Source organism: Tissierella praeacuta DSM 18095 (assembly GCF_900128955.1).
GTDB classification, from domain to species: domain Bacteria; phylum Bacillota; class Clostridia; order Tissierellales; family Tissierellaceae; genus Tissierella; species Tissierella praeacuta.
The window spans coordinates 1-24,553 of sequence record NZ_FQTY01000019.1 but is presented as its reverse complement, the minus strand read 5'-3'; the positions used below and the strand labels follow the sequence as shown (position 1 = coordinate 24,553).

Sequence of the window (24,553 nt, the reverse complement as noted above, 5' to 3'; positions counted from 1 at the left end):
AACTTTCCCTACACTAAAATATGTAAAATACTTTCTATGTGTTACTCGTATATATAATAATATATAATTTATTAGTTAAATTTTAGGAGTGATGATATTGAATAGCAAATTTCGTACAGTAAGAGGATATGAGTTAAATGAGTATGGCAGGACTTTACTTACTCCAGCATTAGAAGATTATCTTGAAATGATATATAGAAATAGTTTAGAAGAACCATATATTCGAATAAATACATTGGCAAGACTATTGAATGTAAAGGACTCATCTGCTTCAAAGATGGTAAGAAGACTAGGGGAGTTAAGATTAGTTAATTATGAGAAATATGGAATTGTAACCTTAACAGAGGATGGGGAAAAATTAGGAGAATTTTTATTAAATAGACACAATACCATAGAAAAGTTTTTGCATTTTATAGGATGCAAAGAAAATACTTTAATTCAAACAGAACTAATAGAGCATTACATTTCATCTAGTACGATTAATAATTTAGAGATTCTATATAAATTTTTTCATGAAAATAAGAAGATATTAGAAATGTATATTAACTATAGGGAGATATTTAAGAAAGAAGAATGATGGGTTCTTAGGGCTTTGTCATTAATTACTAGGTATCTATATTATATATTTTAAAAAGTTAAATCCCATAAATTGTTTTCATGATAATTCTTTTAAAACAGCTATTAAATTTATTCAGAAGATATCAATCAAATTACTTGCTTTATGTTTTGGGAGATATTTAATTTAAAAAGAAGGATTTTGAAAAAAAATATAGAATAATAAAAATATAGAATAATATTTTATAGAATAAATATTAAAATATTATTTTTGTTAAATAGAATTATTAATAATAGGAGAATACAGGATGATATTAAAGACAAAAAAATTGACCATAAAAGAGATAGCAGAAGAAGATATTAAGAGGGTGCTAGAAATATATAATTCAAACCAGGACTTTCTTATGTTTCATATTGGGAATCAAGAGGTAAATATGGACTGGTTAATTTAAGAACAGAAAGAAATGAAGGATACAAATTTATTAATTTCTATTAGTGCATAGAAAATAATGCTGTTATGATTATGAGATTTTATAATATAGTAGTGAAAGATATTGACTTACTAATAGTTTTATTAGGGAGGTGTAAAAAATATGGCCTTAGTTTTACTCTCAATACTAGGAGGATACATAGGTATTGCTATAGGAGCAGTACTTAATAATGAACTCTATGAAACCTTATTTTTGATTGTTGGAATTTTAAGTCCAGCTTTAATTACTTTAGAGCGAATTTATAAAGAGATGACTAGCAAATCAGACTAATTTAAGATTAAGTTAAAATATAGATGTTCTAAATTCGAAGGCAAAAGTTAAGATGAAGATTATATTAACTAAGGTAGCTATTTATGGTAGAATTACGGAAAGTTACATTTGATAATTTTAATGGTTGTAGCAAAATCACTCTATGCATCATTATGGTTTATGGAAACAGGTAATATTGAAGAAGGTGAATTAGTAGCAAAGATGATTTTATAGAAGTGAAAATTTAGTTTCTTGTTAAAGTTTTATATATGTTAAACATCATGATTATTAAAACTTAATATTTCATTGAAATACCGTATTATTTATAAAAGAATCTTATGGTATTTTTATATTGAGGAGAAATAGAAATTAAAAGTATTTTTAGTAAAAATTTATTTGGATTTAAAAAAGAGAAGGTAATGGAACATTTATATCTAAGGGAAGAGTGCCACCTCTTTTTATTATAAAGAAGTTCTATATATTCCTTTATGATTAGCTATTATATCTCTAGCATCTAACTCAGATATTATTCTAAGATATCCATATATTTTATAGTTAATATGTGGTCTGAATTTAGGCTGTTTTTTTATTTAATATGAAAGCATATATGAAGTCAAACAGAGTAGATTAAAAGAATATTATATAGATTTAGTTGAAGATAAAAATTTAAATTTTATCACTGAAACTTATAAATACTGCAGTATTTACTTAGGTTATAAAAAGGGGGAAGTAAATTGACTATACTTAATAAGTTGAAGGCATGGGTAGTGATATTAATATTTATTAGTATTGTATCGCTTTTATTTTCTAATAGTATTTATTCTAAGCAAAAAAGATATATAAATGAAGATAAACAACAATTTTTATATGAGATAAATAATTCAATTAGTAAGAGTAAAGCTGAGGTAGATAATATGATTTTAAATAATGAGAAAAAATATATAGATTATAAAGATATAAAATGCTTTAAAATATATCATCGTAATTTAGAAAGAAGTATATTTGGATTCAAGAAAAAATCTCGCTTTATAAATTCTGAATTAAGTAATGGTTTTCAACAACTATGGGATAATTATAATTCTATTGAACCAATAAACGGGGAGGATATAAAAGAATATTATGAACAGCTTTTTGAAAGAGCAGATGGAAAAGAATGTATATTACTAAATGATGAAGATGTTTATATGTTCCAAGAGATATTGAAATTTTATAATACAATCCAAGAGGAGATTGATAATTTAATGTAAAAGTGTATTATAAGTAAATCGTTAAAATGAATAAAAGAGCTGAAGACAATTTCTTAAATTTTAGTCAATATGATTGTTTTTTTGTTTATAGAATATTTACATGTCACTTATGATATATTCTTTGTTATGTGAAGAATTTATATTAAGAAAAAGATTTCAGCATTTTTATAGCAGAGTCTCTGGAGCCATTTTGTAAGTTCTCTTTAGATTTGAAGGATATATGATGAAAAGAATATAATGAAAGATCATATGGAAGCTTAAGTAATTTTATAAAGGTATATCAATTTATATCTGAGGACTATGTTGTTAATTGAAAAATAGTAATCCTACAATAGTTTTGAATATGTACAAATTTCATATTGGACTAGCCGTTGACAAAATCATATTAAGATAATAGCTATCCAACCTTTAGAAATTTTGGCAATACTCGAACGTTATAGGAAATAAGCAGAAATATAAATTGCAAATAGGAGGATAATATGACAGAAATTATATATAATGAACAGAATTCAACAAAAAAATCTATTATATTTGACATGGATGGAACACTTTTTCAGACGAATAAGGTTTTAGAAATATCATTACTTGAAACTTTTAATTATTTAGAATCAATTAATGAATGGAATGGAGAAATTCCAATTGAAAAATATCGTAAGATAATGGGTGCTCCATTACCAAAAGTATGGGAGATTTTATTACCAGATCACTCACAAGAGGTGAGAAAATTTACAGATTCATTTTTCCTTAAAGTATTGATTGAGAATATAAAAAATGGTAAAGGTGCTTTATATCCACATGTAGAAGATGTTTTTAGTTATTTAAGAGATAACAATTGGTCAATATTCATAGCTAGTAATGGATTAAAGGAATACTTAAAAACTATTGTAAGTTTTTATCAATTAGATAACTGGATATTTGACTTCTATAGCATAGAAGAGATTGAGTCATTAGATAAATCTAATTTAGTTGAGTTTATTTTAAGAAAGTATAATATTCAGAGAGGGGCAATTGTGGGAGATCGTATTTCGGATATAAATGCAGCGAAGGATAATGGATTAGTATCCATAGGATGTAATTTCGATTTTGCACGTGAAGAAGAACTATCAAAAGCAGACTATGTTATTGATGATTTAATTGAATTAAAATCAATTATACATAAATTGTAAAAATAATTTGTACTCAAATAAAGATTGATTAATAAGGCATAAAAGTTGCTGATATCCTATAATAGCTGTATATGTGGTATTTGCTAACAGAATAAACTTATCAATGCAGACTTTAATTTAAGATAAGAAACATCTAGGGTTGAAATCTGCTGTGAGCCTTTAATTGAATAAGGTATATTTATATAAGGGGTAAGCTTTAAATTCAATTGTTAGGAGGGAAGTATGATGGAAAGAGTTACATTTAAGAACTCAAGGGACTTAAAATTAGTTGGACATATATATTCAGCTGACTCTGAATCAATAATTGTAATGTGTCATGGATTTATGTCTGATAAGTATTCAAAAGGAAGATTTGAGAGGCTTGCTATAGCATTCAATAAATCCGGTTATAGTGCTTTACTTTTTGACTTTAGTGGTTGTGGAGAAAGTGATGATGATATTCTGACTGTTGAAAAAGAAATAGATGATTTGAAGCATGCCATTGAATTTGTAAAGTCAAAGGGATATAAAAAAATTGCCCTTTATGGACATAGTCTCGGAACTCTTATTTGTTTGAAAAGCTATAGTCCTGAAATAATAACAATGGTTTTGTCAGGTGCTTTAACCGATTCCATGAAGTATAACTGGCTCGAAGTCTTTACAAAAGAACAAATGAAAGAACTGGAGGGAAAAGGGTATTTAACAGAATATACATCACTGAAAGTACGGAAAGAGATTGTAATTGATAAAAGAATTTTGGAAGATTTTGAGCTGATTAATCAGAAGAAATTATTAGAAGATGTTGATTGCCCAGTTCTAATAATTCATGGTAATAATGACGAAGAAGAAAAGTTGCTATACGAAAGATCTAAAGCAGCAATGACATTGCTTTCATGTGACTCAAAATCTGTTAATAGTTTAAAGATTGTTCCTGTAGCATCAAAACATCTATTGACTATGAAATTACTTCTAGCAGGAATAACAGACTAAGACTATGATGATATTAAATACTTATTAAACAGATTAAATATAAATCCGTATAGGTAAGTGTGTAATTTAGTTGTTTTTTCAATAAGGAAAATATTGCTCCAGATGATGAGAATCTAAGAATATAGCTTCTTTTTTATTTTTGTTTAAGTGTCGGATATGAGCCCGAAAATAGAGCTTTGAATAAGTTAATCACTCATTCAAAGGCTCATAAGAGGATACTCCCACAAAGGAAAAAGATATAATTGTAAAAAAGCTTTCAGGAGAATTTTCATTAAATAGAATCGTAGATGAAACCCAAACTTATAATATAATAACAGCTAAAAACATTGAAAAGATAATAGAAGAAATACGTATATGTGTAAGTCCCCAGGGAATGAATAAGGAATATTTATTAAAATCCATGAATATAAGTATGGATTTTGATATAGAAACAATTACACAATACTCATTCACAGGAGAAAACATAAAGATTATAATAGCAGGAGCTATGACAAGAGTGGGAACTACTACTACAGCAATGAATATGGCATCTTATCTATCTAGTATAGGGGCAAAGGTATCATATACAGAAGCAAATGGAAATAGTCATCTTGAAAAAATCCACTCCCATTTCTTTTTCAATATCCCTATTAATGATGAATATTTTTCACAAAATGGAGTGGATTATTTTTCAATGGTAATATTCCCATGGAAAATTATAACTTTAACATTATAGACATAGGAACATTAAATGAAAGAAATTTAAAAGTCTTTGAAATTGGAGAAATAAAGATGTTATGTAGCGGAATAAAACCTTATGAAATACCACAGTTACATGATGCCTTAAATATTTTGAATAGAGATGATATAGATATTATATTATCTGAAGGAAAAATATCGAATGTGAAGAAGGATTTATTAATAAATCAAGATAAAATACATTATACTAAATTCTCATCAGATCTATTTGATAATACAATTAACTCTGATGTTTGGAAGGTGATTTTAAGCAAATACATTATTGAGCATAAAATTTTATAGGTTTGATTTTAATTATGATATAAAGTATTAAGAATCAATATATAGGTAAGTTATCCTCAAAATAAAGTAAGGTATTCAGAAGGTAGGTAAACAATGGAAGTATTTCTTGTAAATATGTTATACTGTCCATATAAGTAATTTTTAGTAGAATAATATTACGAAACAAAAAATTCATATAAAGATATGGAAGGGGGGAGGGAAACCTATGAATATATCAAATATAAAAAAGAATTTAGCTTATTACATTTTAGGAATAAATCTTATTCTGTTTTTTATATTTGGATTAATAGAAGCTCCTCTGTTGGTGCAATATATAAATATTAGCATAGTTCTTTTCGTACAATTTATAGTAATTCCAATAAATGAATATAGAAAAGTAGATATTTTAAAGAATAAATCAGTTATCTCAATACTTACTATAAGAATAGGATTAATAGTAGTGTTTAATGTATGTTTATATAAAATATTTTTGTCAAATAATTATAATTTAAAGTATACTTATTGGGTGTGCTTTGGTACCTTTAGTTTAATAATACTTGTTTTGTTAATTGAGAAGTTAGTAAATAGCTATAGGGAAAGAAAACTAAATGAGAATAAGTATAATAATTTGTATATATTAGGAGATTTATTAATAAATATTTTCATAATAAGCATTTTAGTATATGAGTTAATATTGTTTCGTATGCGTCCTTCAAGGAATATATTCATTGATAGTGTTAAAGTTCCTGAATATATTTCGATTCATAAATATTATGCTAATGAGTCTGGAAAGAATTCAGCAGATCTAAATACAAATATTAAAATTAAATCACCTGAAGACCTGAAGAAAATTACAATGGGACTAAATTCAATTATGATTAAAAATATTATATCTACTGATTTTTTAAACTATGAAAGAATGAGAAGTGATAGTAATCCATATTATATGATGTCATTTCATTATGAGAATTCAAATAATCAGGAAAACAGATTAGAAAATGGATATATTGACCGACTCATTATAACATCTAATAAAAATATAGCAATCGAACAACTAAATAAAGATGATTTTCATTTGGATAGGAAATACTACTATGATATTTTTCCTATTAATTTTTCTGAGGAAACTATAAATGTGATTTTTACCTACCTAAATTAATTTTCTAAATATTTCACATGTACATCGGTATAAAATGGGCAATAGGAAGGAGAGAATTCTGTGGATAATAAAGACAAAAAAATACTAGAAGATCATGATAGATTTATGAAGAAGGTATTAAAAGCTGTCTTATATACTCTTTCTATATTTTTATTGACTATGTTTGGAATAAACCTAATTTTGGGTTTAATATTCCAATCAGATTTTTCAATTATAGTAAGTTTTAGTGTTGGTATCATTTTTACAATATTCTATTGTGCACTGACTATTATAGAAGAAATAAGAAAAATTAAATAAGACACATCATGGACTAGACCCAGTTAGGCGGACTTGATGAATGGCCTATTTGCTCAGGTTCAGTTTTTTATATTCTAAAGGAGATAAATATCAAGGGGAAGAAGTGCCTTCACTTTCTATTATAGAAAAGTTCTATGTATTCAAATATGGCTTTTTTAGCCTCTTCTCGTGTGGCAAAGACTTTGTTAGCATTGTTTTTTTGTTAGCATTGTTTTAATGATTTATTAAAGGATTCCATGATGGCATTGTCATAAGGATTACCAGCATCGCTCATACTTTGAATAATACCATGTTTTTCAACTTCAATGTGGTACCTCTTACCAATAAATTGAGATCTTCCATTCGGTATGCACAACAAGGCCTTCATGGGGTGATTCATTCCATATAGCGGACTCTAACGCATCAATTACTAATTGTTCTCTCATATTTTTATCCATAGACCAACCTACAATTTTACGAGTATATAAATCCATATAAGCCATCAGATATAGAAATCCTTCTTTAGTAGGAATATATGTTATCTCACTAACCCAAATTTTATTTTTCATATCAGCAGAGAAATCTTGCATAAGAATATTATCTTTTATTAAATGAAAAAGATGGATTAATTGATATGATTGATATGGATGAGCAGATAAGAAATAAAGGATTTATTTCCTATAAAGATTTATTATATAATTTAGGACTTGATAATAAACAATGTTATGATTATCTGTATAACCCTTGGATAGAAGCTGTCAAAAAGGCTATTTATGAAATGTATTATTTTGATGATACTAAAATTAGAGGCAGAAAGATAAGTAGATTTGATGGCATCAGCAAATTACAAAATATTAATTATGATATAATTATTTCAGCAATTGATAAAGTCATAGAAAGCAGTAAAGAACAAGAAATTAAATATCCATCTGCTTTTATTAAAATTACTCTATTCAATGAGATAAGCGAATTTTCTGCAAAAATTCAGGCAATGGTTAATTATGATTTAGCCAATAGTTAATCTGTTTTTATGTAAAATAAAGTCTATTATTGTTATAAAAAACTTAGTAAATATTCAGAAAACGACATATAAATTAGAATATTTAAGTTATATTATACTTAATAATAATTTAGGAGTTTTAAAAAATAATAACCTTAGTACAAGATAAAAATCTATATTACAATTTAGTTTGATTTTATAGAAATGGTATTCTATAGTAAATTAATATCAGAATGTTTCAAGAGTCATTATAGTAATTAATTATTTCAATATGAAAGGGTGGGAAATGTGATTAGATTAAAGTGTTGCTATAAAAATAGAGGCCATTAATTCTTTATCTTTAGTCGATGTTGAAAAATATATGACAGATAATGTAGAGTCTACTTTAAAAGAATTTGATGAGTTAAGTTTAAAGAAAATAGTTTTATATGAAGATAAGTTATTATTAAAAAAAGATAGTTATGAAAAATCGTTGAACAATATGTCTGTGAAAATTTACTTAGATATTAATGAAGAACTAGATGATGTTGAAAAGGAAAAAATATCTGATTTATTTAAACAAAAACTATTAGAAACTATTTCAAATAAAAACAGAATTGAACTGACAAGGGTGAGATTAATAGATATAGTTTATTCATCTGCAGATTTAAATAATAGTATTGAGTTTATAGAAACTGATAGTGATGTTAAAAGCTTATCATTAAAGCAAAAAGATGAATTAAATTTATTTGATAGAACTATATTTGAAGTTTTCAAATCAAATATTTCATCCCTAAATGAAAAATCTGAATATGAAATTAATAGATTAGGTTTAGAAGAAGATACTTTAAAATTTGAGACAAAAGTATATTACTATAATGATGAAGAGTATGAAAATAAATTAAAGAATATTAGTGATGTAACTTTTAACGAAATTGTGAAAAATAAGGATCTACTAAAAATTTTAAAAAACAATAATATAAAAAATATAGAATTTACTTATGACGGTAAGTGGTATAAATATGGAGATCCATTAATTTACAATTACAATTTATAAAATATATTATTAGCTATTTCTTTAGGAGAGTTTAAAGCATTAGATAAAAATGGAAATACTATAGACAATGTTAACTCTTTTTTAATGCGAAGAGATTCTGATTGGATGTATACCAAGACATCAAAAACTTATGCTTTAAAAGCTTCTGAAAAAGTAATAGGATATTATTACTCTCGTGCAAAGTTTAAATGTGATTTTAATAAGAATGTTGCTGACTGGGACAATGATGGAAGTAAAGCTTGGTCAATATATGATGATGGTTCTTGGGGAAGGGTTAGAGTTACAGGATCATATAAACCGAATCCTTCTACAGCTAGATTTTCACTAACAGGGGAAACTTCAGATGTACTTCTTGGAGTATATGCTGCAATGGATCATGTATATTATTTCTATGGCAATGGCACATGGGATATGAGTGTATTTGAATAATTATTAAAAGGTATGTTAATGTTAAATAAAATCAATATAAAAGATTCAATATGTATAAGTATTTATTATTCTATAGTATTAAATAAATAATTTCTACATTTTAAAATTGTAATTAGTTTTGAAATAGCTAATAAGTAGTCACAATTTATTATAAAAGTGCAAGGACAATAGTTCTTGCACTTTTACACTTTTTAGACTGTTGACAAAGTAAAAACGTAAGCGGTTAATAGGCTCTTTCCAACTTTAGATGAATATAAATTGATTTATATAGAATACTAATATCTAATTAATAAAATAGATAGGATGGAAGTATTATATATGGATGAATTTGTGAAATCATTAGATCCTGCACTCAATTATTTAACTCATGAAACACATGGACATAATATTATCATTACTGTAGAGTCAAGCCGACATGAGATAGTATGTCCCTATTGTAGAAAGAAGTCATCTAGGGTTCACTCTGTTTACCGAAGAAAATTTCAGGATTTGCCTTTACAGGATAAACAGGTTACTATTATACTAAACAATAAAAAATACTTTTGCGATAATTAAGACTGTAGCTATAGGACTTTTGCAGAAAAATTTAATTTTATTACTCCTAAATCTCGAAAGATTAATAGATTAATTGGGAAAATTCTAAGACTATCTACTATGGTAAGCTCAGTATCTACAGCACAAATATTAAAATCAGATATGACCATAGTAAGTAAAGGTACAATATGTAATCTGCTTAAAAAAATGCCTGTCTCTATGGATAAAAATGGTACCATTAGAGTTTGCATAGATGATTTTGCGTTTAAAAAACGATATTCTTATGGAACTATTATGGTTGATCTTGATTCCCACAGAATAATTGATATACTTGATTCTAGAGATAAAGAGCCAGTTATAGAATGGTTAAGGAATTATCCAAGTATTGAGATTGTATCCAGAGATGGGTCACAGGTTTATTCTTCGGCTATAACAGAAGCTCATCCAGGAGCCGTTCAAATCAGCGATCGATTTTATCTTTTAAAAAACTTGTCCGAGGCAGTGGGAAAATATATGTTTCGGTTATTTCCTGCTCGTGTTGAAGTACCTGCTACAGCAACAACAAGAACACCAACTATTCCTATTAGAATCATTCCATCAAATCAATTAAAGTTGGAAAGAACCGGTTAATAACCACATGTATATACAATAATGGCAGCCATTTGACTGTCTAAGCTATTTCAGTTATTTCATTTTACATACTTCTTGGACTTTTGGATTTCAAGAAAGTAAATTGTCTATTAGTTTCTCATCTTCTCCAGTAGTTTTTGGCTACTGAAAAACACCCTAAAAATTTCAATATGTCCCTTTTACTTAATTTAAATATCCATATCACACATATTTTAATATCTCTTCATATTATATATTGGAAAGGGGAGATAAGTATGTGTTTTGAAAATAGAACCAAGGCATATGCAAAAATAGAAGGTGGTAATTTATATTCAAATTTACATGGTGTAGTATTTTTTGATGATGTAGAAGGTGGTACAGAAGTAAGTGTAGAAGTGTGGGGATTACCTTTATATAAACCAGCAGAAGATAGTCAACAACCAATAGGACCTTTTGGATTTCACATACATGAAAAGGGAATATGTGAAATTACTAATCCAGATAATCCATTTGAATCTGCAGGAGGACATTACAATCCTACAAATCAACCTCATGGGAATCACTCTGGAGATTTTCCTGTTTTATTTTCAAATAATGGATATGCTAGAATGAGTTTTTTTACAAATAAATTCAAACCTGAAGATGTTATAGATAAATCCGTAATTATACATCTTAATCCAGATGACTATAGATCACAACCAGCTGGTAACTCTGGTAAGAGAATAGCTTGCGGTGTAATTTATCCATCTTAAAAAATTCTACAATAAAAATCAAAAGCTCAGATTAATGGGCTTTTGATTTTTGAATTATATTATTGAAAAGTACTTAAAAGAAAACTGTAACTATTATAAAAAAATGAGATGAATCTCTATATTGGTATTAACAATTGATTGAATGGTTATACTGAATTTTGGATTTGGTCAAATAAATTATCTCTCCTAATTGTTGGATGTTGAAAATTGTCGTTATTGTATATTCTTAAGTTATTTGATAATTATTAGGTTTTACTTTCTAATATAGTTGCAAATACTATATTAAAAGGTGATTAAATCCCAAGAAAGAATGTTGTAAAAAAGTAATAATATATCTATTGAGCAAACTCTAGTTCTATGATATAATCAATATATTATTCTAGCAATAGGAGGATTAAAGTGAAATTATTAAAAATTATATCTACTATCATAGCTATAATAGTATTTTTATATCTTTATAATTATAATCAGATAAGTAAATTTAGAGTGAGAGATGTGAGAATAGATTCTAATAAAATAAAGAGTAACTTTAGAATAACTCAAATATCTGATTTTCATTCTAATAATTTAATTGATTTAGAAAAATTGGTAGCTAATATAAAAAAATTTGATCCGAACTTTATAGTGTTGACAGGTGATATTATAGATCATGATGATACAGAATTAGATACTGTAGTTAAATTATTTGAAGCTTTATCAAAGTTAGATAAAGATATTTATTTTGTGCAAGGAAATCATGAAATTAGGAATAAATCATACAATGAGCTAAAGGTGAAAATAGAAAAGCTAAAGATAATTATCTTGGAAGATAAAGCTACTACATTTGTAGTAAATGATGAAAAAATAAATCTTATAGGTCTTAAATTTTATTCCAAAGCTAGAGTACAGGAGGAAATTTCATATTATCAAGAGATGACTAAAGATTTGAATTTAGAGTATTATAATATCTTATTGAGACATTCACCAAATAATATAGAAAATATTTTAAACGGAAAAGAGGATTTAATATTATCTGGACATGCACATGGTGGACAAATTAGACTTCCATTAATAGGAGCAATAGTAGCTCCAGGACAGGATTTTTTTCCAAAGTATGATAAAGGAATTTTTAAAATAGAAGATATAAGTCTTTATATCGATAGTGGGTTGGGGAATAGTGTTTTACCAATAAGGGCATTTAATCCTGTTCAGTTTTCAAATATTACAATCCAAACAAGGAAGTGATGAAAACATGGATACACAAGATTTTCGAGAAATGGAAAAATTGAATATTATCCATGTAGATATGGATGCTTTTTATGCATCAGTGGAGGAACAGGATAATCCTAAACTTAAAGGATTGCCTATTATAGTTGGGGGACTAAGTAATCATGGAATTGTAACTACTGCCAACTATGAAGCTAGAAAATATGGGATTCATTCTGCTATGCCTATATTTATAGCTAAGAAAAAATGTCCTAGAGGTTGTTATATACGTCCTAGAATGAAAAGATATCAGGAAGTATCCAAAGAAGTTTTCAGTATATTATATGGTTTTACAGATTTAATTGAACAGGTATCCATAGATGAGGCTTATTTAGATATCTCTAAAATAAATATGGAGCCAGTAGAAGTGGTAAAGAAAATGAAGGAAAAGGTAATATCAAGTACAGGATTAACTATGTCAGTAGGAATTTCATATAATAAATTTTTAGCTAAGCTTGCATCTGATTGGAATAAGCCAAATGGTATAAAAATAATAACTGAAGATATGGTACCTGATATACTATTGACACTACCAGTTAGAAAAGTACATGGAATAGGTCCAAAATCTGCTGAGAAACTAAATGGTATAGGAGTTTATACTATTGAAGATTTACTAGAACTTTCAGAAGAGTTTCTTATAGAACTTTTTGGGAAAGCAGGGATGGAAATATACAATAGAATCCGTGGCATAGATTACAGGAAAATCAATACTACACGTGAGAGGAAATCATTAGGAGTGGAACGTACGTTCGATGAAGCCACAAAAGATATAGATGTTCTTATAAAATATATAGAAAAGTTTTCAGAAGAATTATCATACGATTTAATGAAGAAAGATATACATGGACGGACTATTACATTGAAAATAAAAGACGAGAATTTTATAGTTCAGACGAGAAGTAAGACTTTGAATGAATATATTAAGGACTTTTCCCAAATATTTGATATTGCTCTAGAACTTTTAGATGAAATAGAGATACATAATAAAATTAGGCTGATTGGTATAACAGCATCAAATCTTATGACTTCAGAACTAGAGCAACTTTCATTATTTCATTAAATTAGACTACATTTCTAAAGAAATGTAGTCTAATTTAAGTTAGAGGTTAATTATTATTTTTTGCTATTTTTATTGTTTTCATGAATCCTTTAATTATAATAATCTGATGTTTATATTTTAATAAATTCATAAATTTTATTAATTCTTCTAGTACAACTTCTTGAACTAATAAAGTTTTACTAATAAATTAATTGATTTTAAATTTTAAAGTATCCATTTACAACTTTAATTTTAAATATAATGACACTAAGAGATATATTGTATATAAAAATATTTTTATCGAAGAGTATAAATCATACTTAATTATATATTTACTTATATGTATAATTGTAGCTATAGAAATAAGGTGTTTATTTTCATGATATGTGAAATTATTTTGTAACATTTTTTCAATAAATGTGACTAATTATATGAAAGGAGGATTTTGATGAAGGAAATAGAAAATTTATATAAACTTTATAAAGAAGATATTTATAGATATCTACTTTCTTTGACTCATAATCCTGATCTTTCAGAGGATCTATTGTCAGAGACTTTTATAAATGCAATTAAATCTATTATAAACTTTAAAGGTAGATCCTCAATAAAAACATGGTTGTTTTCCATAGCTAGAAACTTATGGCTACAGAATATTAGAAAAGAAAAAACAATGGTTGAATATAACGATCTTTTAGGATTATATGTGGCAGATACAATAGATGAAAAATTGATTACAAAAGAAACAGCCAACAGAATAAGTGATTTGTTATTAGAAAAAGATGAGCGTACACAAAAAATAGTAAGCATGAGATTAGAAGGTTATAGTTTTATAGAAATTGCAGAGGAAGTAAATATATCGGAGAGTTCAGCAAGAGTAATTGACTTTAGAACCAAAAAATGGATAAGATCTATTTTACAAAAGGAGGGAATAGATTGAAGAATATTTCTTGTGATATAATACTAGATTTAATTCCACTTGTAAAAGATGGTGTAGCAAGTGAGGATAGTGAAAAAATAGTGAATGAACATATTAAATCCTGCAATAGTTGTAAAGAGGAATTTGAAGCCTTTGAAGATATTTGTTCGGAACGAAAGTCTATAAATGATAAAAAAATAATTTATAATATCAAAAAAAATATTTTTATAACACAAATTTTTATTCTTGTCATTGGAACTGTTACAGGAATAGCATTAACAAATTCTATGGCCATGTTTTATAACCTTATTATAATGCCTTTAATAGGAGGGTTATCTTTTATAATTTTAAAAAGAAAGTGGTATCTAACTCCAGTATTCGTATTTATTTCCAGTTACTTATGGCAGATAATAGCATGGACAATAGAAAGTGGATTTGATTGGATGGCTTTATATGGTAGTCTATTTTATAGTACTATATATACGAGCTTAATAGTCTTAGGAGTAATCATTAGCATGCTTTTAAAATTTGCATTTGGGAAAGGTGAATAATATGGAAAATATAAGAAACAAAATACTTAAAATATTTGCAGGACTTTTTGCCATACTTTTGATTGGAGGAATACTTTTTATTACTAATGCTTTTTTGGGAAATCCAATATCTGCAAAGATTGCAGAAAAAACAATCAACCAATATGTAAAAGAGAATTATTCTTTTCTTGATTTGGAAGTGGAAAAGCCAATTTATAATTTTAAGTTTAATGAATATATATCAAAAGCTAAATCAAGAACAAGTATAGATACTAAGTTTAATATTTATTATCGAAATGGTAAGGTACATCATGATAATTACGAAAGTTTTGTTCTAAAAAAGTTCAATACAATTGAAAGTCTTTCCCATGAATACACTGATGTTGCAAAAAGAATTATTGCCAAAGAGCTTGGATATGAAAAAAATAATACGAGAGTAATGTATGATAAGACTATTTATGAAAATGGTAATGATGCTTTGCAGCTTGATATGAAATTTGATAAATCATTACCTATAGATGCAGAGGTTAATATTGGTGTTGATGTTGAGAATGTAACCATAGAAAATATAGCAAAGATTTTAATTGATGCACATAAGGCTTTTATAAAGAACAGCTGTTATTTTAAAAAATATGGATTATTTATTGAAAATGATAAAATTTTAGTAATGGTTAGTGAAGTTACTTCAGATGATATTGAAAGTGGTGATTTGGTTAGTTTACTTCAAAGTGCTAAGGATTATAAAGATGATACTATAGTTGAAGAAGGAGAAGAAAAATATTATGAAGAAAGAATGAGTGTTTATATTAGGTATAAGGATTCTGAAAACAACTAATGAGCCAATATTATGCTCATTAGTTGTTTTCAATTAAATAATATTAGGCAATATACTATTTTTAAGTTTCTTTTTTGTTTATCATAGAGTATCATAATAATTGTTAGTAATAATGCTTGAAATAATAATTTTCTCATAATCCCCGTCTAAGTTTTTTGATAATTGATTTGGTAAATTTTAAAATATAGAATTTTTACTAAACTTTATTAAACAAGTTGACTTGGAATTTTATAATTGAGTATATTGAAAATATTATAGAAGATGTATATTTTACTTAGTTATGAAAATAGTAGAGAATATAATTAAAAAAATAAATTAGGTTATTATCCTATAGATAAGTTTAGAAAGTAATTAAGAACAAAAGGATGATTTAATATGATTAAAGATAAATTTATGATAAGAATACAGGAGCAGAATGAAAATGTTAAAAAATATAGTAATATATCTAGCTTAATTAGCACTGTTAGATTTATAATATTTTTAGGGATTATAGCCATTACATATGGAATTACTAAGATAAACTATAAGTCAATTTATGTGGCTATAGATTTTGTTTTCGCAATGATATTTGTTGCCTTAATAGTATATCACAACATAATTAAAGAGAAATTAAATTTTGCAAAAGAAATCATAAATATAAATAATAAATATTTAGCTAGAATTAATGGTGATTGGCTTGATTTTAGGGATGTTGGAGAAGAGTTTATAAATAAGAAACATAGATATTCCTTGGATTTAGATATAGTAGGTAAAAAGTCTTTATTTCAGTTTATAAATATAGCAAATACTTGGAATGGCAGAAGGATATTAGCAGAAACTTTGTTGGAAGCTAAATATGATAAAGATGAAATATATTTAAGACAGGAAGCAATAAAAGAACTTAGTAATAAACTAGATTTTTGTCAAGAGTTAGAATATTTAGGGGGGAAGCATAAAAAACAATTGCAAGACCCAGAAAAGTTAATAGAATATGCAGAAAACAAAGAAGTTTTGATAAAATCACAAAGAATAAGAGCGTTAATTCATTTTCTCCCAGTATTTTTTATACTATTATCAGGGATAATTATAATATTTAAAATCAAGAAAATATATATATTAATTCCATTTTTAATATTATTTCAATTTTTATTATGGATGATAAGATTTTCAAAAATTAATGGGATTATAAGACCAGTAGGAGGATTCAGATATAATTTAGAAACCTATGTAAATATACTCAAGTTATTGGAGAAAGAAAAATTTGAATCTGAAAAATTAAATGATATTAAAGAAATATTATTTAATGAAAAGTATTCATCTATATTGGCAATAAAAGAGCTAGATAAGATTACAGAAAAAATTAATTTAAGATATAACAATGCTTTAATATATTTAGTATTTAATGGGTTATTTTTATGGGATTATGAATGTGTTTTTTTATTAGAAAACTGGAAAAATAAATATGGGGTAAAAGTGAAGATGTGGGTTGAAGCTATAGGAGAAATCGAGGCATTAATGAGTTTGAGTGTTTTAATGCAAATAGATGAAGGGGTTTCATTTCCAACTATTGAAAATTCAAGATTAAGAGTAATGGCAGAAAAATTAGGTCATCCCCTTATAAGTAGTAGTGATAGGATATTAAACAATATAGAAATGGATAATAGTATTTTTATTATTACTGGGTCAAATATGTCGGGTAAAACAACATTTTTAAGAACTATAGGTATAAATCTAGCACTAGCATATAGTGGAGGACCTGTACATGCTACTAAAATGTCATGTCCAATATTAGATATATATACATCTATGAGAATAACAGACGATTTGAAAAATGGGATATCAACCTTTTATGCTGAGTTACTTAGAATTAAGGAAATTATTGATGCTGCAAATGAAAATAAAAAGATAGTTTTTTTAATTGATGAAATTTTTAGAGGAACAAATTCTGAAGATAGAATACTAGGTGCTAAAAATGTTCTTGGAAATCTTAATAAATTAGGGGTAATAGGAGCCATAACTACCCATGATTTAGAATTATGTATATTAGATAAGTACAATAGGATAAAAAACTATCATTTCTCTGAGCAGTATAAAGATAATAAAATATACTTTGATTATAAAATCAAACTAGGTAAATCAACATCAACAAATGCAAAATATTTAATGAAATCAGTAGGGATTGAAATACTGGAAGATTAGAATGAAGCAACAAATATTGTTTTATAATATTTGTTGCTTTTCTTTTGCTTCTATTATTTATTATGGTCTATCTATAAAATTCAACTAAATATTAAATAAAACTTTGACAAAAAATAAACTTACAGAATAGTCACAATATTCATTTACTTTTGCATATAAATATAGTATAATCATTTAAAATCATAAATATAACAAAAAATATTAGAGGAGGGATATCGTGGATAATAAAGTTAATAATCAAGAAGGGAGAGGCTCTTGGGGATCTAGTTTCGGATTTATTATGGCTGCTGCAGGTTCTGCTGTAGGATTAGGTAATCTATGGAAATTTCCATACTTAGCAGGGAAAAATGGTGGTGCTGTATTTGTTGTAGCTTATTTATTGATAGTAGTATTAGTTGGATTTACCATGATGTTGGGAGAAATGATTATAGGTAGAAAAACACAACTTGATCCATATGGAGCTTATAAAAAGCTGAATAAAAATTGGGGGTTTTTAGGATCTATTGGAATTTTAACTGCATTTCTAATTTTATCTTATTATAGTGTAGTAGGTGGATGGGTTATTAAATATATTGTGGCAACTGTAACTGGAAAGATTGGTTCTGATAAAGCAGCTTATTTTACAGGATTTATAGGAGGATCAGTAGAACCCTTAATTTATCATGGTATTTTTATGGTATTGACAGTAGCTATTGTAATTAAGGGGATATCTGATGGAATAGAAAAGGCAAGTAAATTTATGATGCCAGCATTGCTAGTTATGTTGATTGTAGTGGCAATAAGATCAGTTACACTTAATGGTGCTTCTGCAGGTCTTTCTTATTATTTAAAGCCTGACTTTAGTAAATTTAGACCTAGTGTTTTAGTTGATGCATTAGGCCAAGTATTTTTTTCATTATCTCTAGGGATGGGAGCTCTGATTACCTATGGAAGTTATTTGAAGGGGGATGAGAATTTAGAAAAGAATGCTCTTATAATCCCGAGTTTAGATACAGCAGTAGCATTGTTAGCAGGGTTTGCTGTTTTGCCAGCAGTATTTGCCTTTGGATTTGAACCTAGTCAAGGTCCAGGGCTTATGTTTATCACGTTACCAGCAGTATTTGAAGTAATGCCTTTTGGAACAATATTTGGTATAATTTTCTTTGTATTAGTATTTTTTGCAGCTCTTACATCGGCTATTTCATTACTTGAGGTAGCAGTAGCTTATTGTATTGATAGTCTTAAATGGACTAGAATCAAGGCTGTTTCCATTGCTTCAACATTAATGTTTATAATTGGTATATTTGCTTCTTTATCTATGGGACCGATGGCGGATTTTCATATCCCATTGTTTAATAGAGGAGTTTTCGATAGCTTAGACTTTTTTACATCTAATATATTGATGCCTATAGGTGGATTTTTAATGGCAATATTTATCGGATATATTTGGGGTGTAGATGAAGCTATAGCTGAGGTAAAAAGAAGTCCAGGAGTAAAATTTAAACTTGAAAGATTCTGGACTATACTAATTAAATATGTAGTACCATTTGCTATATTTATAGTGCTATTAAGCTCACTGGGATTGTTAGATAAAATTTTAGGTAAATAAATAGTATGGATAGAAAATAGAGATTTTTAGAATAAAAACTTAGATAAATATATGATTTTATATATAAAAAACCACATAAAAAACTTCTTTATAGAAAAGATACTATAAAGGAGTTTTTTAAATTAATTATTAGTAATTATAAAAGGAGGTCTTAAGTATGCTATTTAATAATATTGTGGAAAAAAGATTCGTTAAGGATGGGGTTCATAAGTCAATATTGGAGATGACAGCGGATGAGTATAATAAGGTGTACAATGGTGAATATAGTGAAAAGATAGCTTCAGAAATTATAAATCACCACTTAGAAAGACGGGGAGACGATGGAAGAGCTACGAATATTCAAATTGAGCATGAGGATAATAGTAATATGGTTAGGATTTATGCAAATATAAATTACTTAGGAAATGACCATACTAGATATGGCATGAGATAATAAATAATGGTACCTTATACTAGGTACCATTATTTATGACTACCAATCATTAAAAGAAATAGTGTATCTAAATCAAAGAAAATACTATATAATAAAATAATGGTGTTAGGTATTATAATATTTTTATTACATAATATTATGGGAGGTAATAGATGAAACAAATTTTTAAGAATAAAGAATTTTTAAGAGATATGCTAGCAATAGCAATTCCAATCGCATTACAAAATCTAATAACATCCTCATTAAACATGGTGGATACTTTGATGATATCCCAGTTAGGCAAATCAAGTATAGCTGCAGTAGGATTAGCAAATCAACTTTTCTTTTTTTATTCTTTGATTATTTTTGGAATCAATAGTGGATCTTCAATTTTTATATCTCAATTTTGGGGAAAGAAAGATATAGAAAACATAAAGAGAATACTGGGATTAGCAGTAAGTTTAAGTACTTTGGCAGGACTTGTTTTTACCATAGTTGCTTTCTTTTCTCCAGAAATGATTATGAAGTTTTTTATTGATGATGAAATAGTAATAAGGTTAGGAAGTGACTATTTACGCATAGTATCTCTATCATATATAATAACAGGTATAGGATTTGCTTTTAGTATAGCATCTAGAAGTATTGGGGAACCTAAAATGCCCATGGTAGTTTCAGCTATATCTTTTATAACTAATACGATATTTAATTACTTACTTATTTTTGGTCATTTTGGTTTTCCAGAACTTGGAGTAAAAGGGGCAGCTTATGGAACTTTGATTGCTAGAATAGTTGAAATTAGCTTTATTTTTTACTTCATATATAAAAACATAAAACCTCTTGCAGCTAGTTTAAGGGAACTAACAGATTGGAAAAAAGAGTTTATAAATAGATATTTAAAGACTACTTATCCTGTAATAATCAATGAAGCATTTTGGGCATTGGGACAAGTTATGTATTCTGCAGCCTATGCAAAAATGGGAGCAGAGGCAACGGCAGCAGTTCAGGTCTCAGGGACTATTCAAAATATTTTTTTTGTAATGGTTAGAGGGCTTGGAAATGCCTGTACAGTTATGGTAGGTAATAAGATTGGTGCTAGAGATGAAGAACAAGCATATGATTATGCAATACAATTTCTTATTATGTCAACTATTGCAGGGTTAATATTGGGTGCAATATTAAGTTTAACACCAGATATAACTTTAAAATTATTTAAAAATCTTGAGCCAGATGTATATAATTTATCAAGGAAATTGTTATTTTTTTCAGGATTATTTTATTTCATAAGAACATTTAATTCTACATTAATTGTTGGAGTTCTTAGGGGTGGTGGAGATACTACATTTTCTATGTATCTTGAGATGGGTTCTGTGTGGTTAGTAGGAGTGCCTTTAGCATTTGTTGGGGTTTTAATATTTAGATTGCCAGTTTACATTGTTTTTATATTGGTTTCTGTTGAAGAAATAGTTAAAGCAGTTATTGGTTTACCAAGAGTTAAGTCTAAAAAATGGATTAGAAATGTAACTTAAAATTTAAACTGCTTTCTAGGCTTTTTATACAGTATATAATGTCTATAATGATATTAATTCTTGAAGGAGTTGATTTTTATGTTTAAATATAGAAAAACATTTAAGATTCCATATTATGATGCGGACAAATATAGACGGGCTACACCTCTGGCAATGCTCACATATCTAGGAGAAACATCAAGTGCACATACCGAGCATATTGGATTTAGTGTTGATAAATTACAAGACTTAAACTATTGTTGGATGCTTAACCGTTGGAAGGTTAAGATGAGTAGATATCCAGATGTAAAAGAAGAAATAACCATTGAAACATGGACTTCTAGCATTGATAGATTTTATGCTAATAGGGAATTTATTATATATGATAAGAAGGAAATAGAAATAGGAAGAGCTTCTACAGTTTGGATATTTATAAATATGGAAAAGAAAAGACCCATTAGAATACCATTAGAATTTGTAGAAGCTTCTAATCTAATAGAGGAAAAGACTTTTGATGACTTTTATGATTTCAAAAAAGAAATAGAAATAGAAGAATATATTGATTTTCATGTAAGAAGATTAGACATTGATTACAATAATCATGTTAATAATACTAAATATCTTGCTTGGATGTTAGAAATTATCCCAGAAGATATTTATGAAAACTATATATTAAGTGAATTTGAAATTTTATATAAAAAAGAAACTGTTTATGGAAAAACAATATTATCTGGTAGTAAAGAATTATACGATAATAGAGGTAAACATGAATATTTCCATAAGATTTTAGATAGTAATACTAAGGATATTCATTCAATGGGAATAACAAAGTGGAAAATGATAAAAAATAAGTTAGGCGATTAAACCTAACTTGTTTTTTAACCTTCAAAATCTACTTTTATAATTTTCCCTTTTTCCTCTAGATGCATTTTTGTAATCTTGGTTAATTTTGGTACATTATCAATCTTAGCACATTCTATGAGGTGGTATACTTTAGAAGTATCTTCTGTTTCTTTATAAACTTGTCTTAGTAGTTTTAGTATTGAATATGGATGCTCAGGTTCCTTTAAAGATATAAACGATGTATTTGGTTTTGCCATAGCTTCACCAATTAATTTTTCAAAATCTAAATTATCTAGACCAGGAATAAGGAAATACTCTACATCCTTATTCAAATCTTCAAAACCTTTAACTTGAATTGATTTAAATTTACCCTTAGCTACTGCCATTAGAGTAGCCATTAATGGTCTTATACCAGCAGATCTATGGCCTGATACAATAATAGATTCCTTTTTATCAATAGCCTCCTCAATATAGTTTCCTTCTGCTTCAGTCATAAATCCTTGTGTTACATACTTTTGAATCATTGTGTTCATATAAAACGCTCCTTTATTTATTAAAATTTATTAAATTTGGTTAATGATGTTAATATATACACTATTTTAATAACACTAAAAATAGTGAAATAAATTATTCTATATAATATTACCCAATTTAATGATAAAATAGCTATATTATGTTTAAAATAAAAAATTAATGTTAAATTTATTTAATTTTGGAGGTGTAAATGATGAAAATAAAAATGGAAAGACAAAAAAACATAGCTCTTATTGCCCATGATAATAAAAAAGATGATTTAATAAATTGGGTAAAGGAAAATAAGGAAATATTATCTAAGCATTTTTTATGTGGTACAGGAACTACTTCAAAGCGAATATCTGAAAGTACAGAATTACCAGTAAAAGCATTTAAATCTGGTCCTTTAGGTGGAGATCAACAAATTGGAGCTCGTATTGTTGAAGGTAAGATCGATATGGTAATTTTTTTCTGGGATCCATTAGAAGCTCAACCTCACGATCCAGATATAAAGGCATTACTTAGAATTGCCGTTTTATACGATATTCCCATAGCTACTAACAAATCTTCTGCCGATTATATATTGTCTTCACCATTAATGGATGAAGAATATACAAGAGAAATAGTTGATTATTCTGATTTAAGAATATCCAAATAATTTATAGAACCATTATGCTATTAATTTAAATTTAGTCTATAATTTGTTAAAAAAGATATAAAATGTAGTTGCAATCTATTTTAGAGTATGTTAAGATTAGATTGTAGCTTTAATTCGGAAGTAAATAATCAATACACAATAATTTCTATGGGTACAGAGGTTTATCTGCATATAGTAAAGAAATTTTATTGTTGGTATTTTTACAAAGAATTAAAGAAATAAAATTTCGGAGGTATATGCAATGAAAGGTACAGTAAAATGGTTTAATGCAGAAAAAGGATTTGGATTTATTACTACTGAGGAAGGAAACGATGTATTCGCTCACTTCTCACAAATCAACAAAGAAGGATTCAAAACTTTAGAAGAAGGTCAAGACGTTGAATTCAACGTTGTAGAAGGCGCTAAAGGTCTACAAGCTGAAAACATTACAATTCTATAGTAAATGGATACTTACAACCTCTTAAAGATATGTCTTTAAGAGGTTTTTAAGTGTGCCCAGCATGGGCAACAACTTGGTGGTGAAAGTCCACTACGGGCTTGGTAGTAGGAACCGTTAGCTGAAGGCAAGGGTGTCCATGGCGACGTGGAATCTGAAGGAAGCCGAAGGCAAAATCCTGAACCGACGAACAGAAATCACATAAGGCTGATTTAGGGAGGATGAGTTTGCTTAACAAAACAAAGTCCAATACTACCCGAACTCTTTACAGTAAATGTGACGGTTACATGGGAGGAAGGTTGTTGTTCTTACCTGGGGAGGTCTCATGGACATGGGAAAACAGAGTATGAACCATGGTTGAAACAAGATTTATCATGAGAAGTC

General features: G+C 27.3%; 31 protein-coding genes and 1 pseudogene. 29 read left to right on the top strand and 3 right to left on the bottom strand.

The window, feature by feature from the left end; all coding sequences use genetic code 11:
• The first annotated feature begins 91 nt into the window (after positions 1-91).
• From BUB33_RS13580 to BUB33_RS13545, 10 genes are all read left to right on the top strand, one after another.
• Complete coding sequence (locus BUB33_RS13580; protein ID WP_072977366.1) at positions 92-577, top strand: metal-dependent transcriptional regulator; 486 nt, start codon at positions 92-94, stop codon at positions 575-577.
• 286 nt (positions 578-863) lie between these two features.
• Entirely contained in the window at positions 864-1,007 is a 144-nt protein-coding gene (locus BUB33_RS16130) for a hypothetical protein (RefSeq protein WP_159429206.1), read from the top strand.
• Between the two features lie 141 nt (positions 1,008-1,148).
• Positions 1,149-1,316, top strand: a complete 168-nt coding sequence (locus BUB33_RS16125) for a hypothetical protein (protein WP_159429205.1) — start codon at positions 1,149-1,151, stop codon at positions 1,314-1,316.
• Between the two features lie 713 nt (positions 1,317-2,029).
• Complete coding sequence (locus BUB33_RS13575; protein WP_072977364.1) at positions 2,030-2,542, top strand: hypothetical protein; 513 nt, start codon at positions 2,030-2,032, stop codon at positions 2,540-2,542.
• Between the two features lie 479 nt (positions 2,543-3,021).
• Positions 3,022-3,708 carry an HAD hydrolase-like protein gene (locus BUB33_RS13570; RefSeq protein ID WP_072977362.1) on the top strand — a complete coding sequence of 229 codons (687 nt, stop codon included), beginning with the start codon at positions 3,022-3,024 and terminating at the stop codon, positions 3,706-3,708.
• Positions 3,709-3,933: 225 nt separating this feature from the next.
• Positions 3,934-4,677: an alpha/beta hydrolase gene (locus tag BUB33_RS13565; RefSeq protein ID WP_072977360.1), complete on the top strand. Its 744-nt coding sequence runs from the start codon at positions 3,934-3,936 to the stop codon at positions 4,675-4,677.
• Positions 4,678-5,050: 373 nt separating this feature from the next.
• A complete protein-coding gene (locus BUB33_RS13560) occupies positions 5,051-5,392 on the top strand; it encodes a hypothetical protein (protein ID WP_072977357.1) in 342 nt (113 codons plus the stop codon).
• Positions 5,365-5,697 (top strand): hypothetical protein, encoded by a 333-nt coding sequence (locus BUB33_RS13555; protein ID WP_072977354.1) that lies wholly within the window; start codon positions 5,365-5,367, stop codon positions 5,695-5,697. Before BUB33_RS13560 ends, BUB33_RS13555 begins: the two co-directional genes overlap by 28 nt.
• Positions 5,698-5,902: 205 nt before the next feature.
• Positions 5,903-6,835 carry a hypothetical protein gene (locus BUB33_RS13550; RefSeq protein ID WP_072977352.1) on the top strand — a complete coding sequence of 311 codons (933 nt, stop codon included), beginning with the start codon at positions 5,903-5,905 and terminating at the stop codon, positions 6,833-6,835.
• 60 nt (positions 6,836-6,895) lie between these two features.
• A complete protein-coding gene (locus tag BUB33_RS13545) occupies positions 6,896-7,132 on the top strand; it encodes a hypothetical protein (RefSeq protein WP_072977349.1) in 237 nt (78 codons plus the stop codon).
• Positions 7,133-7,241: 109 nt separating this feature from the next.
• Here BUB33_RS13545 and BUB33_RS16945 read toward each other — a convergent pair.
• Positions 7,242-7,310, bottom strand: a pseudogene (locus tag BUB33_RS16945) (IS3 family transposase); the annotation flags it as partial.
• A 139-nt stretch (positions 7,311-7,449) separates the two neighbouring features.
• Entirely contained in the window at positions 7,450-7,701 is a 252-nt protein-coding gene (locus BUB33_RS13535) for a DDE-type integrase/transposase/recombinase (protein WP_072977346.1), read from the bottom strand.
• 44 nt (positions 7,702-7,745) lie between these two features.
• Between BUB33_RS13535 and BUB33_RS13530 the strand changes: the two genes are divergently transcribed.
• From BUB33_RS13530 to BUB33_RS13455, 16 genes are all read left to right on the top strand, one after another.
• Complete coding sequence (locus tag BUB33_RS13530; RefSeq protein WP_072977344.1) at positions 7,746-8,132, top strand: hypothetical protein; 387 nt, start codon at positions 7,746-7,748, stop codon at positions 8,130-8,132.
• A gap of 340 nt (positions 8,133-8,472) precedes the next feature.
• On the top strand, positions 8,473-9,147 hold the full coding sequence (locus BUB33_RS13525; RefSeq protein WP_072977341.1) for a hypothetical protein: 675 nt from the start codon (positions 8,473-8,475) through the stop codon (positions 9,145-9,147).
• Between the two features lie 105 nt (positions 9,148-9,252).
• Positions 9,253-9,576 (top strand): hypothetical protein, encoded by a 324-nt coding sequence (locus BUB33_RS13520; protein WP_072977339.1) that lies wholly within the window; start codon positions 9,253-9,255, stop codon positions 9,574-9,576.
• 303 nt (positions 9,577-9,879) lie between these two features.
• Complete coding sequence (locus tag BUB33_RS16940) at positions 9,880-10,131, top strand: transposase family protein (protein ID WP_422821955.1); 252 nt, start codon at positions 9,880-9,882, stop codon at positions 10,129-10,131.
• Between the two features lie 99 nt (positions 10,132-10,230).
• Positions 10,231-10,740: a transposase gene (locus tag BUB33_RS13510; RefSeq protein ID WP_072977335.1), complete on the top strand. Its 510-nt coding sequence runs from the start codon at positions 10,231-10,233 to the stop codon at positions 10,738-10,740.
• A gap of 254 nt (positions 10,741-10,994) precedes the next feature.
• Complete coding sequence (locus BUB33_RS13505) at positions 10,995-11,471, top strand: superoxide dismutase family protein (protein WP_072977333.1); 477 nt, start codon at positions 10,995-10,997, stop codon at positions 11,469-11,471.
• Positions 11,472-11,870: 399 nt separating this feature from the next.
• Positions 11,871-12,695 carry a metallophosphoesterase gene (locus tag BUB33_RS13500; RefSeq protein ID WP_072977331.1) on the top strand — a complete coding sequence of 275 codons (825 nt, stop codon included), beginning with the start codon at positions 11,871-11,873 and terminating at the stop codon, positions 12,693-12,695.
• A 31-nt stretch (positions 12,696-12,726) separates the two neighbouring features.
• Positions 12,727-13,776, top strand: coding sequence for a DNA polymerase IV (locus BUB33_RS13495; protein WP_072977442.1), 1,050 nt, complete (start codon positions 12,727-12,729; stop codon positions 13,774-13,776).
• A gap of 427 nt (positions 13,777-14,203) precedes the next feature.
• The gene (locus tag BUB33_RS13490; RefSeq protein WP_072977328.1) at positions 14,204-14,692 is read left to right on the top strand and encodes an RNA polymerase sigma factor; all 489 of its coding nucleotides are present in this window, start codon (positions 14,204-14,206) and stop codon (positions 14,690-14,692) included.
• Positions 14,689-15,222 (top strand): zf-HC2 domain-containing protein, encoded by a 534-nt coding sequence (locus BUB33_RS13485; RefSeq protein WP_084725467.1) that lies wholly within the window; start codon positions 14,689-14,691, stop codon positions 15,220-15,222. The genes BUB33_RS13490 and BUB33_RS13485 overlap by 4 nt, the downstream gene beginning before the upstream one ends.
• Position 15,223: 1 nt before the next feature.
• Positions 15,224-16,036: a YfjL-like protein gene (locus BUB33_RS13480; protein ID WP_072977324.1), complete on the top strand. Its 813-nt coding sequence runs from the start codon at positions 15,224-15,226 to the stop codon at positions 16,034-16,036.
• A 375-nt stretch (positions 16,037-16,411) separates the two neighbouring features.
• Positions 16,412-18,214: a MutS-related protein gene (locus BUB33_RS13475; RefSeq protein WP_072977322.1), complete on the top strand. Its 1,803-nt coding sequence runs from the start codon at positions 16,412-16,414 to the stop codon at positions 18,212-18,214.
• A 217-nt stretch (positions 18,215-18,431) separates the two neighbouring features.
• Positions 18,432-19,802, top strand: coding sequence for a sodium-dependent transporter (locus tag BUB33_RS13470; protein ID WP_072977320.1), 1,371 nt, complete (start codon positions 18,432-18,434; stop codon positions 19,800-19,802).
• Positions 19,803-19,959: 157 nt separating this feature from the next.
• On the top strand, positions 19,960-20,235 hold the full coding sequence (locus BUB33_RS13465; protein WP_072977318.1) for a hypothetical protein: 276 nt from the start codon (positions 19,960-19,962) through the stop codon (positions 20,233-20,235).
• A 152-nt stretch (positions 20,236-20,387) separates the two neighbouring features.
• Complete coding sequence (locus tag BUB33_RS13460) at positions 20,388-21,740, top strand: MATE family efflux transporter (RefSeq protein ID WP_072977315.1); 1,353 nt, start codon at positions 20,388-20,390, stop codon at positions 21,738-21,740.
• Positions 21,741-21,818: 78 nt separating this feature from the next.
• Entirely contained in the window at positions 21,819-22,583 is a 765-nt protein-coding gene (locus tag BUB33_RS13455; protein WP_072977313.1) for an acyl-[acyl-carrier-protein] thioesterase, read from the top strand.
• 14 nt (positions 22,584-22,597) lie between these two features.
• Here BUB33_RS13455 and BUB33_RS13450 read toward each other — a convergent pair whose 3' ends face one another.
• Entirely contained in the window at positions 22,598-23,095 is a 498-nt protein-coding gene (locus tag BUB33_RS13450; protein WP_072977310.1) for a hypothetical protein, read from the bottom strand.
• Between the two features lie 194 nt (positions 23,096-23,289).
• On the opposite strand from BUB33_RS13450, the gene BUB33_RS13445 reads away from it, so the two are divergent.
• The 3 genes from BUB33_RS13445 (at position 23,290) to BUB33_RS13440 (ending at position 24,172) form a co-directional block, all read left to right on the top strand.
• Complete coding sequence (locus BUB33_RS13445) at positions 23,290-23,733, top strand: methylglyoxal synthase (protein WP_200778240.1); 444 nt, start codon at positions 23,290-23,292, stop codon at positions 23,731-23,733.
• An 87-nt stretch (positions 23,734-23,820) separates the two neighbouring features.
• A complete protein-coding gene (locus BUB33_RS16805; RefSeq protein ID WP_268807688.1) occupies positions 23,821-23,955 on the top strand; it encodes a hypothetical protein in 135 nt (44 codons plus the stop codon).
• A 19-nt stretch (positions 23,956-23,974) separates the two neighbouring features.
• On the top strand, positions 23,975-24,172 hold the full coding sequence (locus BUB33_RS13440; protein WP_072977305.1) for a cold shock domain-containing protein: 198 nt from the start codon (positions 23,975-23,977) through the stop codon (positions 24,170-24,172).
• Positions 24,173-24,553 lie beyond the last annotated feature (381 nt).

What these genes read in the sequence shown, in the direction of transcription:
- BUB33_RS13465 (WP_072977318.1), top strand. Translation starts at nt 19,960, where the DNA reads ATGCTATTTAATAATATTGTGGAAAAAAGATTCGTTAAGGATGGGGTT.
- BUB33_RS16805 (WP_268807688.1), top strand. Translation starts at nt 23,821, where the DNA reads ATGTTAAGATTAGATTGTAGCTTTAATTCGGAAGTAAATAATCAATAC.
- BUB33_RS13495 (WP_072977442.1), top strand. Translation starts at nt 12,727, where the DNA reads ATGGAAAAATTGAATATTATCCATGTAGATATGGATGCTTTTTATGCA.
- BUB33_RS13565 (WP_072977360.1), top strand. Translation starts at nt 3,934, where the DNA reads ATGGAAAGAGTTACATTTAAGAACTCAAGGGACTTAAAATTAGTTGGA.
- BUB33_RS13450 (WP_072977310.1), bottom strand. Translation starts at nt 23,095, where the DNA reads ATGAACACAATGATTCAAAAGTATGTAACACAAGGATTTATGACTGAA.
- BUB33_RS13525 (WP_072977341.1), top strand. Translation starts at nt 8,473, where the DNA reads ATGACAGATAATGTAGAGTCTACTTTAAAAGAATTTGATGAGTTAAGT.
- BUB33_RS13560 (WP_072977357.1), top strand. Translation starts at nt 5,051, where the DNA reads ATGAATAAGGAATATTTATTAAAATCCATGAATATAAGTATGGATTTT.
- BUB33_RS13460 (WP_072977315.1), top strand. Translation starts at nt 20,388, where the DNA reads ATGAAACAAATTTTTAAGAATAAAGAATTTTTAAGAGATATGCTAGCA.
- BUB33_RS13530 (WP_072977344.1), top strand. Translation starts at nt 7,746, where the DNA reads ATGATTGATATGGATGAGCAGATAAGAAATAAAGGATTTATTTCCTAT.
- BUB33_RS16130 (WP_159429206.1), top strand. Translation starts at nt 864, where the DNA reads ATGATATTAAAGACAAAAAAATTGACCATAAAAGAGATAGCAGAAGAA.
- BUB33_RS13505 (WP_072977333.1), top strand. Translation starts at nt 10,995, where the DNA reads ATGTGTTTTGAAAATAGAACCAAGGCATATGCAAAAATAGAAGGTGGT.
- BUB33_RS13440 (WP_072977305.1), top strand. Translation starts at nt 23,975, where the DNA reads ATGAAAGGTACAGTAAAATGGTTTAATGCAGAAAAAGGATTTGGATTT.
- BUB33_RS13480 (WP_072977324.1), top strand. Translation starts at nt 15,224, where the DNA reads ATGGAAAATATAAGAAACAAAATACTTAAAATATTTGCAGGACTTTTT.
- BUB33_RS13570 (WP_072977362.1), top strand. Translation starts at nt 3,022, where the DNA reads ATGACAGAAATTATATATAATGAACAGAATTCAACAAAAAAATCTATT.
- BUB33_RS16125 (WP_159429205.1), top strand. Translation starts at nt 1,149, where the DNA reads ATGGCCTTAGTTTTACTCTCAATACTAGGAGGATACATAGGTATTGCT.
- BUB33_RS13550 (WP_072977352.1), top strand. Translation starts at nt 5,903, where the DNA reads ATGAATATATCAAATATAAAAAAGAATTTAGCTTATTACATTTTAGGA.
- BUB33_RS13455 (WP_072977313.1), top strand. Translation starts at nt 21,819, where the DNA reads ATGTTTAAATATAGAAAAACATTTAAGATTCCATATTATGATGCGGAC.
- BUB33_RS13555 (WP_072977354.1), top strand. Translation starts at nt 5,365, where the DNA reads ATGGAAAATTATAACTTTAACATTATAGACATAGGAACATTAAATGAA.
- BUB33_RS13520 (WP_072977339.1), top strand. Translation starts at nt 9,253, where the DNA reads ATGTATACCAAGACATCAAAAACTTATGCTTTAAAAGCTTCTGAAAAA.
- BUB33_RS13580 (WP_072977366.1), top strand. Translation starts at nt 92, where the DNA reads ATGATATTGAATAGCAAATTTCGTACAGTAAGAGGATATGAGTTAAAT.
- BUB33_RS16940 (WP_422821955.1), top strand. Translation starts at nt 9,880, where the DNA reads ATGGAAGTATTATATATGGATGAATTTGTGAAATCATTAGATCCTGCA.
- BUB33_RS13490 (WP_072977328.1), top strand. Translation starts at nt 14,204, where the DNA reads ATGAAGGAAATAGAAAATTTATATAAACTTTATAAAGAAGATATTTAT.
- BUB33_RS13535 (WP_072977346.1), bottom strand. Translation starts at nt 7,701, where the DNA reads ATGCAAGATTTCTCTGCTGATATGAAAAATAAAATTTGGGTTAGTGAG.
- BUB33_RS13475 (WP_072977322.1), top strand. Translation starts at nt 16,412, where the DNA reads ATGATTAAAGATAAATTTATGATAAGAATACAGGAGCAGAATGAAAAT.
- BUB33_RS13445 (WP_200778240.1), top strand. Translation starts at nt 23,290, where the DNA reads ATGAAAATAAAAATGGAAAGACAAAAAAACATAGCTCTTATTGCCCAT.
- BUB33_RS13510 (WP_072977335.1), top strand. Translation starts at nt 10,231, where the DNA reads ATGGTAAGCTCAGTATCTACAGCACAAATATTAAAATCAGATATGACC.